General features: G+C 63.5%; 11 protein-coding genes. 6 read left to right on the top strand and 5 right to left on the bottom strand.

The window, feature by feature from the left end; translation table 11 throughout:
• The first annotated feature begins 212 nt into the window (after positions 1–212).
• Entirely contained in the window at positions 213–2,021 is a 1,809-nt protein-coding gene (locus GGD61_RS14150) for an alpha/beta hydrolase (protein ID WP_177237196.1), read from the top strand.
• 67 nt (positions 2,022–2,088) lie between these two features.
• The gene (locus tag GGD61_RS14155) at positions 2,089–2,487 is read left to right on the top strand and encodes an MAPEG family protein (RefSeq protein WP_092258540.1); all 399 of its coding nucleotides are present in this window, start codon (positions 2,089–2,091) and stop codon (positions 2,485–2,487) included.
• Positions 2,488–2,560: 73 nt separating this feature from the next.
• On the opposite strand, the gene argC is transcribed toward GGD61_RS14155, so the two are convergent.
• From argC to GGD61_RS14170, 3 genes are all read right to left on the bottom strand, one after another.
• The gene (argC, locus tag GGD61_RS14160; protein WP_092258543.1) at positions 2,561–3,544 is read right to left on the bottom strand and encodes an N-acetyl-gamma-glutamyl-phosphate reductase; all 984 of its coding nucleotides are present in this window, start codon (positions 3,542–3,544) and stop codon (positions 2,561–2,563) included.
• Positions 3,541–4,206, bottom strand: coding sequence for an FMN-binding negative transcriptional regulator (locus tag GGD61_RS14165; protein WP_183230807.1), 666 nt, complete (start codon positions 4,204–4,206; stop codon positions 3,541–3,543). The genes argC and GGD61_RS14165 overlap by 4 nt, the downstream gene beginning before the upstream one ends.
• A gap of 221 nt (positions 4,207–4,427) precedes the next feature.
• The gene (locus tag GGD61_RS14170) at positions 4,428–4,958 is read right to left on the bottom strand and encodes a DedA family protein (RefSeq protein WP_018323051.1); all 531 of its coding nucleotides are present in this window, start codon (positions 4,956–4,958) and stop codon (positions 4,428–4,430) included.
• A 273-nt stretch (positions 4,959–5,231) separates the two neighbouring features.
• Between GGD61_RS14170 and parE the strand changes: the two genes are divergently transcribed.
• The 4 genes from parE to GGD61_RS14190 all read left to right on the top strand — a co-directional run bounded on the left by parE (position 5,232) and on the right by GGD61_RS14190 (position 9,787).
• Positions 5,232–7,277: a DNA topoisomerase IV subunit B gene (gene parE, locus GGD61_RS14175; protein ID WP_018323050.1), complete on the top strand. Its 2,046-nt coding sequence runs from the start codon at positions 5,232–5,234 to the stop codon at positions 7,275–7,277.
• Positions 7,278–7,704: 427 nt separating this feature from the next.
• The gene (locus GGD61_RS14180) at positions 7,705–8,487 is read left to right on the top strand and encodes an outer membrane protein (protein ID WP_018323049.1); all 783 of its coding nucleotides are present in this window, start codon (positions 7,705–7,707) and stop codon (positions 8,485–8,487) included.
• Positions 8,488–8,809: 322 nt separating this feature from the next.
• Positions 8,810–8,995: a hypothetical protein gene (locus GGD61_RS14185; RefSeq protein ID WP_092258672.1), complete on the top strand. Its 186-nt coding sequence runs from the start codon at positions 8,810–8,812 to the stop codon at positions 8,993–8,995.
• 21 nt (positions 8,996–9,016) lie between these two features.
• Positions 9,017–9,787, top strand: coding sequence for an SDR family NAD(P)-dependent oxidoreductase (locus GGD61_RS14190; protein WP_018323047.1), 771 nt, complete (start codon positions 9,017–9,019; stop codon positions 9,785–9,787).
• A 115-nt stretch (positions 9,788–9,902) separates the two neighbouring features.
• On the opposite strand, the gene GGD61_RS14195 is transcribed toward GGD61_RS14190, so the two are convergent.
• Together GGD61_RS14195 and GGD61_RS14200 are read right to left on the bottom strand one after the other, a co-directional pair.
• Complete coding sequence (locus GGD61_RS14195) at positions 9,903–10,667, bottom strand: outer membrane protein (RefSeq protein WP_018323046.1); 765 nt, start codon at positions 10,665–10,667, stop codon at positions 9,903–9,905.
• 180 nt (positions 10,668–10,847) lie between these two features.
• Positions 10,848–12,095, bottom strand: coding sequence for an FAD-dependent oxidoreductase (locus tag GGD61_RS14200; RefSeq protein ID WP_183230808.1), 1,248 nt, complete (start codon positions 12,093–12,095; stop codon positions 10,848–10,850).
• Between the last annotated feature and the right edge of the window lie 250 nt (positions 12,096–12,345).

Raw genomic sequence — 12,345 nt, forward strand, 5'->3', positions numbered from 1 at the left:
ACCTTACCCAAGACCGCGCCCAAGCTCAAACCATTGCTGCCCAAATGGTGCGAGCCAGAAAACAGCCATTGCCCACCAAGCGGAGCGGTGCGGCCCGAATGTGACGGAACCAAGAAGATTTGTCGCAGTGCAACACATCTTCGAGAGTGTTTAACGTCAAACATGCGAGCTTCGCGGTGACGAATACGGAATGAATCGTTACTGTTCTGCTCATGAGTATGGCCACGACCGATACGCCCAAACCCGAGACGAAGTTCGATGCGGAAGCCTTCGCGATGAATGTCGCGCGGGCGATGGAGAGCGGCGGCAAGGCGCTGGCCGCTTACCTCAAGCCGCGCGAGAGCGGCGAGGTGCAGGATCGCCCGCCGGCCGAGCTCACCGAGGTCGTCAAGACCTTCACCTCGGTTGCCGAATACTGGCTCTCGGATACGTCCCGCTCTTCCGATCTGCAGACCAAGCTCGCCAAGGACTATCTCGACCTCTGGGGCTCGGCGGTGCGCCGCATGGCCGGCCAGGACGCGCCGCCCGCGATCGCGCCCTCGCCGCGCGACAAGCGTTTTGCCGACCCTGAATGGAAGTCGAACCAGTTCTTCGATTTCGTGATGCAGCTCTATCTGCTCACGACCAAATGGGCTCAAGAGCTGGTGCGTGATGCCGAGGGGCTCGATCCCCAGACCCGCCGCAAGGCGGAGTTCTACGTCCAGCAGGTCACCAACGCGCTCTCGCCGTCCAACTTCGTGCTGACCAACCCCGAGGTGCTGCGCGAGACCGTGACCAGCAGCGGCGAGAACCTCGCCCGCGGCCTGAAGATGCTGGCCGAGGACATCGCGGCCGGCAAGGGCATGCTGAAGATCCGCCAGTCCAATCCGGACAACCTCGTCGTCGGCGTCAACATGGCGACGACGCCGGGCAAGGTGATCTACCAGAACGAGATGATGCAGCTGATCCAGTATTCGCCGACCACGGAGACGGTGCTGCGCACCCCGCTCCTGATCGTGCCGCCCTGGATCAACAAGTTCTACATCCTCGATCTCAAGCCGGAGAAATCCTACATCAAGTGGTGCGTCGACCAGGGCATCACCGTGTTCGTGATCTCATGGGTCAATCCCGACAAGCGGCTCGGCAACAAGAGCTGGGAAGACTACATGAAGGAAGGTCCGCTCACGGCGATGGACGTGATCGAGAGGGTCACGGGCGAGATGAAGGTGCACACCGCCGGCTATTGCGTTGGCGGCACCATGCTCGCGACCACGCTGGCCTGGCTCGCCGAAAAGCGCCGCCAGCGCGTGAGCTCGGCGACGTTCTTCGCGGCCCAGGTCGACTTCACCCATGCCGGCGATCTCCTGGTGTTCGTCGACGAGGAGCAGATCACGGCGCTCGAGCAGGACATGAAGGCGGCCGGCGTGCTCGAAGGCTCGAAGATGGCGATGGCCTTCAACATGCTGCGCTCCAACGATTTGATCTGGTCCTACGTCGTCAGCAACTATCTGAAGGGGCAGCAGCCGAGCGCGTTCGACCTCTTGCACTGGAATTCGGACGCGACGCGCATGACCGCGTCGAACCATTCCTATTACCTGCGCAATTGCTATCTGGAGAACCGGCTCTCCACCGGCACGTTGGTGCTCGACAACACGCTGCTCGATCTCTCCAAGGTCAAGGTTCCCGTCTACAACCTCGCTACCCGCGAGGACCACATCGCGCCCGCTGAATCGGTGCTGTACGGCTCGCAATTCTTCGGCGGTCCGGTGAAATACGTGCTGTCCGGCTCGGGTCACATCGCCGGCGTCGTCAATCCGCCCGCCTCGAACAAGTACCAGTACTGGACCAACGACAACATCAAGGACGTCAACGTCGCGCAATGGATGAAGGACGCCGTGGAGCACAAGGGCTCGTGGTGGCCGGACTGGCGCCAATGGCTGGGCGAGCTCGATCCGGAGCAGGTCCCGGCGCGCAGCGTCGGCAGCGACGCCCTGCCCCCAATCGAGGACGCGCCCGGCAGCTATGTCAGGGTTCGCGCATAGCGGACTCTGCCGCGCTCTTGTATAGACTCGCTCTCAAGGCAGCAGCGACGACAGAGGGGACCGGACTATGACGCGCGAATTGTTCTGGCTGACACTGACGGTGATCCTGACCGGCATCCTCTGGATTCCCTACACCATCAACCGGTGCCAGGTCCGCGGTCTCAGTGGCGCGCTGGCCAATCCCTCGCGCGGCGACAAGCCGCAGGCGGAATGGGCGAACCGCCTGATGTTCGCGCACGACAATGCGGTCGAGAACCTCGTGCTCTTTGCGCCGCTGGTGCTGATCCTCAACGCGATCGACTATTCGACAAAATGGACCGTGCTCGCCTGCGCCGTCTATTTCTGGTCCCGCGTCGCGCATCTCATCGTCTACGCGATCGGCATCCCGGTGTTCCGCACGCTGGCCTTCACCGTCGGCTTCCTCGCCCAGGCCGTGCTGGCGCTGGCGATCTTCAAGGTGGTTTGAGCGAACGCTACCTTGGTAACGTCATTCCGGGGCGGTGCGTAGCACCGAACCCGGAATGACTGAGCAAGCTTTCTTACTCCTCCGGCAATCCCAGCATCAGCCGCATGTTCTGCACGGCAGCGCCCGAGGCGCCCTTGCCGAGATTGTCGAGCCGGGCGACCAGCACCGCCTGGTGATATTTGTCGCTGGCGAAGACATAGAGCTCGAGCATGTTGGTCTCGTTGAGCGCCTCCGGCTCGATCCGGCCGCCCTTTGACGCCTCGTTCTGCAGCGGCATCACCGAAACGTATTTCGAGCCGGCGTAGCGCTTGGCGAGCGCGGCCTGGACCGCCGCACCATCCGGCTTGCCGGGCAGCGTGTCGAGTTGCAGCGGCACCGAGACCAGCATGCCCTGCCGATAGTTGCCGACCGAGGGAATGAAGATCGGCCGCCGCGTCAGGTTCGAATAGAGCTGCATCTCCGGCAGATGCTTGTGCTCGAAGCCGAGGCCGTAGAGCTCGAAGGACGGTGCGCTGCCGTCCTCGAAGCTCGCGATCATCGACTTGCCGCCGCCGGAATAGCCGCTCACCGCGTTGACCGCGACGGGGTAATCCTTAGGCAACAGGCCGGCATCGACGATCGGCCGCAGCAGCGCGATCGCGCCAGTCGGATAGCATCCGGGATTGGAGACCTTCTTAGCGGCCTTGATCTTGCCGGCCTGATCCGCCGTCAGCTCGGGAAAACCGTAAGCCCAGTCGGGCGCGACCCGGTACGCGGTCGAGGCGTCCAGGACCTTCGGGCCCGCAGCGCCCATGCTGTCGACCAGCGCCACCGTCTCCTTGGCGGCATCGTCGGGCAGGCAGAGGATGACGAGATCCACCTCCTCCATCAGCGCCTTCTTGGCCGCGGGGTCCTTGCGCTTGTCGTCGGCGATCGTCTTCACGACGACGTCGTTCTGGAGCTTCAGCCGCTCGTTGATGCCGAGCCCGGTGGTGCCGGAGCCGCCGTCGACGAAGACGGTCGCGGGCTTCTTCGCCGCGCTGGTGGTCGGAGCTTTGGTGGTGTCAGCGAGGCTCATGATGCGCTCCCTTCGAGCATGTTCGTGTCGTCTGCAAAAACCTGCGGCCTTGCCTGCCGCATCAAATCTGAGATCTGCTTGGCGTCGGCATCGCCGGCGCTGAGCGCATTGGCGATCGCCGCATAGTCGGCGTCCGATTTGTGCTGGTTGAGCTTGAAGCTGCCTTCGACCTCCTCAACCGTCATCACCAGACCCACGATCGCCTTCTTCATCGTCTCGAGCCGTCCGGCCGTCATCTTGTCCGATGTCCACGGCTTCTTCGGCAGCAGCCAGTTCTCGAACTTGTCGCTGAGCGTGGCGATCTGCACCGCCAGCTCGTCGTCAGACAACATCCGCACCGGCCCGCTCAGATGCACCGACTGGTAGAGCCAGGTCGGCACCTGGTCCGGCGAGACGTACCAGTCCGGCGATACATAGGCATCGGGGCCATTGACCGCGAGCAGCCAGGACGCTGCGCCGTCCGCAAGCTTTAGCAGCGGATTGTGACGGGCGACATGAAAGGCGGCCTGCGGCGTGCCGTCGGCGGCATAGGTCAAATAGAACGGCAGCGGGGAAGCGATCGGTTTCTTGCCGTCAAAGGCGCACATGGTGCCGAAGCCGCGCTTATCGGCGAACTTCAGGCTTGCGGCGCGGTCCTGCTTGAAAAAGGGTGGCGTGTACATCGTGGTCTCCTGCTGGGCCTCCTTGGGGGCCGCCGGATCAGATCGCGCTGACAGGAGAGAGAGTGCCGCGGATCGGATCCAGCGGCAAAGACGATGATCTCAAACGCGATCGACCGCCCAAACCGCTAAAGAGCGGCGGCGACGGGCGAACAGGATGGTCGCAGCGTTGATCATGGCGCGCGGCTATAAGGCCAGATCGGGTTTCCGTCAAGGTTTCGGCGTCAGATCACCCGCCAGATCCATTCCATGATCTTGGCGAGCACGTCGCCGAACATCAGGAGCACGGCCGACCAGATCAGGGCCGAGACGAAATTGGCGGCCTGGAAGCTCCAATAGGGCATCTCGAAGATGCCGGCCGCGAGCGGCACCGAGGCGCGCAAGGGTCCGAAGAAGCGGCCGATGAAGATGCTGGGGATGCCCCAGCTGCGCACGAAAGCCTCGCCCCTGGGCAGGAGTTCCGGATAGCGAGAGAGCGGCCACATCTGGGCGACCTTCTCCTTGTAGCGGTAGCCGAACCAGTACGAAACCCAGTCGCCGAGCGCGGCGCCGAGACCGCCGGCGATCCAGACCGGATAGAAGCTGATCCCGCTCGCCCCGATCAGCGCACCGATCGCGACCAGCGCGCCCCAGGCCGGGACCAAGAGCGAAATGAAAGCGAGCGACTCTCCGAAGGCGAGCACGAACACGATCGGGGCCGCCCAGGCCTGATGAGCGCGCACGAATTCGGCCAGGGCGTGCGCATACTGCTCCATCAAAAATAGCCTTCCGCCCCGTCTCTAAGGTGCTGCTCGATGAAAAAGACTGGTAAGCCAAGGGCTTGTGTGACATCAAGTCACAAAACTCGCCTCACCGCGGACCGGCCGGTCAAATTGCCGGGAATTGCAGGGGCTGCGGCGTAAAATCGCCGGGATTGGCTCCCAACGACACCGCCGGGCCCGCCCCGCGGTAACCTTTCCAAGTCAGAAGTGGCATAGTCGGCCTAACCGATTCGCCGCTTATGCGGCCCTCAAAGCGTATCAAGATATATGTCCAAGCAGTTGAAACCCAAAGCAAAAGACGATTTTTTCGGCGGCGACGAGCCGAAACCCCGGGCGCCTGCCAAGGCGGCTTCGCGCGGAACCGGCGGGGAAGCCGACTACACCGCAGCCGACATCGAGGTGCTCGAAGGCCTGGAACCGGTGCGGCGCCGGCCCGGCATGTATATCGGCGGCACCGACGAGAAGGCGCTGCATCATCTGTTCGCCGAGGTCATCGACAACTCGATGGACGAGGCGCTGGCGGGACATGCGACCTTCATCGGCGTCGAGCTCTCCGCGGATGGTTTCCTCACCGTCACCGACAACGGCCGCGGCATCCCGATCGATCCGCATCCAAAATTCCCGAAAAAGTCGGCGCTCGAAGTCATCATGTGCACGCTGCATTCGGGCGGCAAATTCGACTCCAAGGTCTACGAGACCTCCGGCGGCTTGCACGGCGTCGGCATTTCCGTGGTGAACGCCCTCTCCTCGCTGCTCGAGGTCGAGGTCGCGCGCAGCCAGAAACTCTACCGCATGACGTTCGAGCGCGGACACCCCAAGGGCAAGCTCGAGGATCTCGGCAAGATCAACAACCGCCGCGGCACGCGCGTCCGCTTCAAGCCCGATACCGACATCTTCGGCGCCAAGGCTGCGTTCAAGCCGCAGCGCCTGTTCAAGATGACGCGCTCGAAGGCGTATCTGTTCGGCGGCGTCGAGATCCGCTGGAATTGCGCGCCCGAGCTACTCAAGGGCGTCGAGGACGTCCCGGCGGAGGCGACGTTCCACTTCCCCGGCGGCCTCAAGGATTATCTGGCGGCAGCAATTCACGCCGACACGCTGGTCCACCCGGATATCTTCTCCGGCAAATCCGGCCGCAATGGCGCGCATGGCGCCTGCGAATGGGCGGTGGCCTGGACCGCAGATGCCGACGGCTTCCTCTCTTCCTATACCAACACCGTCCCGACACCCGATGGCGGCACGCACGAATCCGGCCTGCGCAGCGCGCTGCTGCGCGGCCTGAAGGATCACGCCGAGCGCGTCGGCCAGGGCAAGCGCGCCTCGTCAATAACGTCGGAAGACGTGATGGTCGGTGCCGCCGTGATGCTCTCGGTGTTCGTGCGCGAGCCTGAATTCCAGGGCCAGACCAAGGATCGTCTCGCCACCGCGGAAGCGCAGCGCATCGTCGAGCAGGCGATGAAGGATCCGTTCGATCACTGGCTCTCGGGCAATCCGAACATGGCCAACAGGCTGCTCGATTTCGTGATCGACCGCGCCGAAGAGCGGCTGCGGCGGCGGCAGGAGAAAGAGACCGCGCGGAAAACCGCCGGCAAGAAGCTGCGCCTGCCCGGCAAGCTCGCCGACTGCACCGACGCCGGCACCGAAGGCTCCGAACTCTTCATCGTCGAAGGCGACTCGGCCGGCGGCAGCGCCAAGCAGGCGCGCGACCGCAAGACCCAGGCCGTGCTGCCGCTGCGCGGCAAGATCCTCAACGTCGCCTCCGCCGGCAAGGACAAGCTGACGGCCAACGCCCAGCTCTCCGACCTCGTGCAGGCGATCGGTTGCGGCCAGCTCCTGCAATACCGCGAAGAGGATCTGCGCTATCAGCGCATCATCATCATGACCGACGCCGACGTCGACGGCGCGCACATCGCCTCGCTGCTGATCACCTTTTTCTATCGGCAGATGCCGCGGCTGATCGACGAAGGGCACCTCTTCCTCGCGGTGCCGCCGCTCTACAAGCTCACGCACGGCACCAAGTCAGTCTACGCGCGTGACGACAAGCACAAGGAAGAGCTGATCAAGAGCGCGTTCAACGCCAACGCCAAGGTCGAGGTGAACCGGTTCAAAGGCCTCGGCGAGATGATGCCGGCGCAGCTCAAGGAGACCACCATGGATCCGAGCAAGCGCACGCTGCTCAAGGTGGTGCTGCTCGCCGACGATCGCGACACCACGGCGGATTCGGTGGAACGACTGATGGGCACCAAGGCCGAGGCGCGCTTCGCGTTCATCTCGGACAAGGCGGAATTTGCCAGCGAAGAGCTGCTGGACGTTTGAGTCCTCGGCGCTGTGGCGCTTCATCGAGAGCCCCGGCGACAAGCCGGGGCTCTTTTGCTTTGCGGGGCGATGACGTCGCTGCGGTCCCTACGGCTTTGAGCGATTCCCGGCATCGTCGTTGCGACTCGGCCAACGACTCACGGCGCTCAGGCGGAGGCACGACTGCCTCCATTTCGGACAAGGCGGGATTTGCTAACGAAACCTTACCCGAGGTTGAATTCCAAAAATCTCAATAACGCTTTGAATTTATGTGGTTATTCCAGATCTCGACAACCGCGACCGAAATGCCCGCGTATCGGCGTTTTCCGGCGACTGTGCCTGCCCGGCAACAGCATTCCGGCGGGAAACGTCTATAGTCCGGACATCAGATGACACGAACTTCAGTGCGCTCGCGCTGCTACACAGACCAAGGTTGGGGATTTTTATCATGAAGAAGGTTTTGCTCGCTCTGACCGCGGTTGCCGCGATGACCGGTTCGGCCTCGGCGGCCGATCTCGGTGCCCGTCCCTACGTGAAGGCCCCGATGCCGGCGCCCGTCGCCAACTGGACCGGTTTCTACGTCTTCGGCGGCGGCGGCGGCGGCCTCTCCAATGCCGACCAGCACGTCCAGACCACCGTTGGTGCGGTTCCGCTGACGATCGATCAGCGTCAGGGCGGCTCCGGTTGGTTCGGCACCGTCGGCGCCGGTTACGACTGGCAGTTCAGCGGCACCTGGGTCGCCGGTGTGTTCGCTGACGGCCAGTTCGGCAGCATCCGCGCCACCATCCAGGATCCGATCGTCGGCATCACCGGCAACCAGAAGCTGGAAACCTCCTGGGCCGCGGGCGTGCGCCTCGGCTGGCTGGTCGCCCCGAACGTTCTCTCCTACGTCAACGGCGGTTACTCGGGCGCCCACTTCGGCCAGACCAACTTCACCACGCTGGGCGGCACCCCGGCCGGCATCCACCTCAACAGCTACAACCGCAACGGCTGGTTCGTCGGCGGCGGTGTCGAGAACAGCCTGAACATCTTCGGCGTCTCTTCGCCCGGCTGGTTCATGAAGACCGAGTATCGTTCGGCCTTCTACAACGCCAAGACCTCGAACGAGCTCTTCGACGGTACCAACGCGCTGGTCGGCCGCGACATCCGCGCCAACAGCTGGAACCAGACGATCTCGACCTCGCTGGTCTACCGCTTCAACTGGACCGGTCCGGTCGTCGCGAAGTACTGATCCGAACGCAAGTTCAGACGTCAAAGCCCCGGCATCGCCGGGGCTTTTTTCGTTATGGACCCGTCAACGGCAAGCGCTAATCCTCACGCGGTGCATGCTTCGACGTGTCCGCGCTTCCCGCCGCCCCCACCCAGCATCTCCGATCGCTCCTGCTTCGCGCCGTCCGCTCGAGACCAGGACTTCTCCCCGCGCGACGGCTTGTGGCTGGCGCCGCCATTGTATCCGGACCGAAGCTACGGCTAGTGTGGGCCCAAGCTTTCGCGGCAGCGGTGATCTCTTCATCGTCGCAACGCGACGGAAGCGGACCGACGGGGAGGAATGCATGCGCAGATTTCTGCTTGTAGCAGGCCTGTTTGCCCTCGCCGTCGGGCTGCTCTGGATTGGACAGGGCACGGGTACGGTTCCGTGGCCGCGATCGAGCTTCATGGTCAACCAGCTGCATTGGGCCGGCTATGGCGTCGCCATGGCCGGCTTCGGGCTGGTGCTGATCTGGCAGAGCAATCAATAAAAGAAACCAGGGAATACAAGCATGACATCCAGCCGGTTCGAGCTCCGCGGTAAGGTCGCGGTCGTAACAGGAGGCAATGGCGGCATCGGGCTCGGCATGGCGCGCGGCCTTGCCGATGCCGGCGCCGACATCGCCGTGGTCGGCCGCAACGAAGCCAAGTCCAAAGCAGCGGTCGAAGATCTCAGGCAGCGCGGCGTCAAGGCGATCGCGGTTGCGACCGATGTCACCGACAGGGCCGCGATCGAAGCCATGATCGCGCGCGTGGTGAAGGATCTCGGGCGCATCGACATCCTCGTCAACAATGCCGGCATGAGCATCCGCAAGCCGCCGCACGAGCTCGAGCTCGACGAGTGGAACAAGGTGATCGACACCAACCTCACCAGCGCCTTCCTGTGCTCGAAGCTCGCTTATCCGGCTTTGAAAGCATCAGGCAACGGCAAGGTGATCAACATCGGCTCGATGATGTCGATCTTCGGTGCGAGCTTCGCCACCGCCTACGCGGCAAGCAAGGGCGGCATCGTGCAGTACACGCGTGCCTGCGCCAATGCCTGGGCGCCCGACAACATCCAGGTCAATGCGATCCTGCCGGGCTGGATCGATACCGACCTCACCCGCGGCGCGCGGCAACAGGTGTCGGGATTGCACGAGCGGGTGCTGGCGCGCACGCCAGCGGGGCGCTGGGGCGACATCGACGATTTCGCCGGCATCGCCGTGTTCCTGGCCTCGCCCGCATCGAACTTCGTCACGGGCACCGCGATCCCCGTCGATGGCGGCTTCTCGGTGATGGCCTGAGGCCGAACCTTTCGGCCATCCAACAAGGCAAAAAAGAAGCCCCGGACAAATCCGGGGCTTTTGAATTGAGGCAGTGCTTTTTTTGATCGTTGGTCGCGTTGCGTCGTCGACGTGCTCAGTAACGGGCAATGACAGGTGCGTCGAACTTGTAGCTCGCGCGCACGACGGCCCATTGGATGTCGCGCGGCTTGGCGTCGAAGGTGTAATTCCCCGAGGTGCCGCCGAGCTGATAGGTCTGGCTGCCGAAGGCCGCGTAATTGTATTCGAGGCCGACGATCCAGTTGCGGGTGACGCCGTATTCCCAGCCGGCGCCGACGGTCCAGCCGTTGGCCCAGTGGGTCTGTCCGCCCGAGCCCGACACGCCGACGGTGTCGCTGACCGACAGACGGTTGTTCGCGCCGGCATAGCCGCCCTTGACGTAGAAGAGGTTGTTCTGCACGGCGAAGCCGGCGCGGCCGACCACGGTCGCGAGCACGTTGGTGCGCCAGGAGAACACGTCGTCGCCCGCACCGAACGCGGTGTTCGTGAACGAGCCCTTGTTGTCGAGGCCGGAGATCGTGCCTTCCATGCCGAACACGTAGTTGTTGGCCTGCCAGTTGTAGCCGATCTGGGCGCCGCCCATGATGCCCGCGCTGCGCTGACGATAGCCCTCGCCCGGGACGAGATCGCCGAACGGCGCACCGATCCCGTTGTTGATGAACTGCTGGTTGGTCCATGCGCCGCCGATGTGGCCGCCGACATAGAAGCCGGTCCAGTTGAACAGCGGCTCGACATAAGCGGGCGCCTTCGCGTAGCGCGCGCCGAGATCGGCGGCAGAGGCCACGCCCGTCGAAACCAGAGCGGTCGTGCAGGCGAAGGCGGCAATCAATTTGTTACGCATGGTACAACCCCGTGTCCTTTGATGGACGCACGGTCACAGACGGGTGTTACTAAAATTCGAATCAACAGAGTTAACGTGTCGGATGGGCACGCGCAGGTCCGTGAATCCGTTGGCGCTGTTGCACGCCAGCAACGCCACATGCGCGATTTAACGCGAAATTATCCCTGCCGAACTCCTGCGCTACGATGCCGGCGCGGCTTTCGAATGCACGTGCTCGGGCCGCACGCCGAGCGCGAGCAGACGCGCGGGAATGCCCTGCAGCCATGGCAGCGCGGTGATGAGGCGCACGATCAGCGGCACTTTGAGCGGCCGATCGCTCCCCTGCAAGGCGCCGCTGATGATCTTGTTCTGCACGATCACCTGCATGCGCTGCGTCATCTTCACCGGGAACTCGCGGCGACGGCGCACGGCATCGAGATCGCTCTCGGACGGGCAGCCGTGCTGCATCTTGTCTGCCAGCAGATTGGCGGTCGCGACTGCATCCTGCACGGCGAGATTGACACCGACTCCGCCGACCGGAGACATCGCATGCGCGGCATCGCCGATGCAAAGCAGGCCCGGCCGCGTCCAGCGCGCCATGCGGTTGATCGCGACGGTCAGCAGCTTGACGTCGTCAAAGCTCTTCACGTCGGCGATGCCGGAGCGAAGGATCGGCGCCATGCGCACGACGTCGTCGAGCAGCGCCTGCAGTCCCCTCGCCTTCACCGCCTCGTGCTGTCCCTTGGCGATGACATAGGCGCATTGCCAATAGTCGCCGCGGTCGAAGGTGATCATCATCTTGCCGGGCTCGACGCGCGCGAACACGCTTTCCGTCTCGTCGGCCTTGCGGCCGGCGCGGAACCACAGCACGTCCATCGGCGCGCCGATTTCCTCGACGACGAGGCCGGCGCGCTCGCGCACCGTCGAATGCCGGCCGTCGCAGGCGATGGTGAGATCGGCTTCGATGTCGATGATGCCGTCGGGCGTTTTCGCCCGCACGCCGGCGATCGTCTCGCCGCGGCGGATCAGATCGACCGCCTCCGTGCTCATCATCACCTCGAGCGAGGCAAAGCGCCGGCCGGCCTCGCGCAGGAAATTCAAAAAATCCCATTGCGGCATGAAGGCGATAAAGGGGTATTTGATGTGGAGCCGGCTGAGATCGGCGATGCGCACCGGTGTGCCGCCAAACAGGCCGTCCATCTTCTGCAGGCGCTGGTGCGGCAGCTTCAGGAAGCCGTCGATCAGACCGAGCTCGTCCATCACTTGAAGCGTCGAGGGATGCACGGTGTCGCCGCGGAAATCGCGGAAGAAATCCGCATGCTTCTCCAGCACCGCGACCTCGATGCCGGCCCGCCCCAGGAGATAGCCGAGCATCATGCCAGCCGGCCCGCCGCCGACGATGCAGCAACGGACTTTTTTCGTCCGGTTCGGTTGTTGGTCGGATGTCATTGCAGCCACGATCCGCGATGCGAGTCTCGATCAAGATATGGCGGGCAATGTAACGCCGATTCCGGTCGAATGCGCTTGAATTTGGCTGTGCGATCTCCAACGCCGGCCGCTCAGATCGCACCAATCCTTGCGATCCGGGAATAAGCGGCACCCCCTGCTGTTATCAGCAGATAAGACCCTAAAGGGCATCAGAGGGAACGTTCAACGTGGCATGGTTGCTTACAGGTTGGCAGCCTGGCTGGCCATCAAC

It is taken from the genome of Bradyrhizobium sp. SBR1B, from assembly GCF_014198205.1.
Classification (GTDB): domain Bacteria; phylum Pseudomonadota; class Alphaproteobacteria; order Rhizobiales; family Xanthobacteraceae; genus Bradyrhizobium.

Bases quoted from the DNA above. Each gene is read 5' to 3' on its own strand.
- GGD61_RS14150 (WP_177237196.1), top strand. From the start codon at position 213: ATGAGTATGGCCACGACCGATACGCCCAAACCCGAGACGAAGTTCGAT.
- parE (WP_018323050.1), top strand. From the start codon at position 5,232: ATGTCCAAGCAGTTGAAACCCAAAGCAAAAGACGATTTTTTCGGCGGC.
- GGD61_RS14190 (WP_018323047.1), top strand. From the start codon at position 9,017: ATGACATCCAGCCGGTTCGAGCTCCGCGGTAAGGTCGCGGTCGTAACA.
- GGD61_RS14180 (WP_018323049.1), top strand. From the start codon at position 7,705: ATGAAGAAGGTTTTGCTCGCTCTGACCGCGGTTGCCGCGATGACCGGT.
- argC (WP_092258543.1), bottom strand. From the start codon at position 3,544: ATGAGCCTCGCTGACACCACCAAAGCTCCGACCACCAGCGCGGCGAAG.
- GGD61_RS14195 (WP_018323046.1), bottom strand. From the start codon at position 10,667: ATGCGTAACAAATTGATTGCCGCCTTCGCCTGCACGACCGCTCTGGTT.
- GGD61_RS14165 (WP_183230807.1), bottom strand. From the start codon at position 4,206: ATGTACACGCCACCCTTTTTCAAGCAGGACCGCGCCGCAAGCCTGAAG.
- GGD61_RS14155 (WP_092258540.1), top strand. From the start codon at position 2,089: ATGACGCGCGAATTGTTCTGGCTGACACTGACGGTGATCCTGACCGGC.
- GGD61_RS14200 (WP_183230808.1), bottom strand. From the start codon at position 12,095: ATGACATCCGACCAACAACCGAACCGGACGAAAAAAGTCCGTTGCTGC.
- GGD61_RS14170 (WP_018323051.1), bottom strand. From the start codon at position 4,958: ATGGAGCAGTATGCGCACGCCCTGGCCGAATTCGTGCGCGCTCATCAG.
- GGD61_RS14185 (WP_092258672.1), top strand. From the start codon at position 8,810: ATGCGCAGATTTCTGCTTGTAGCAGGCCTGTTTGCCCTCGCCGTCGGG.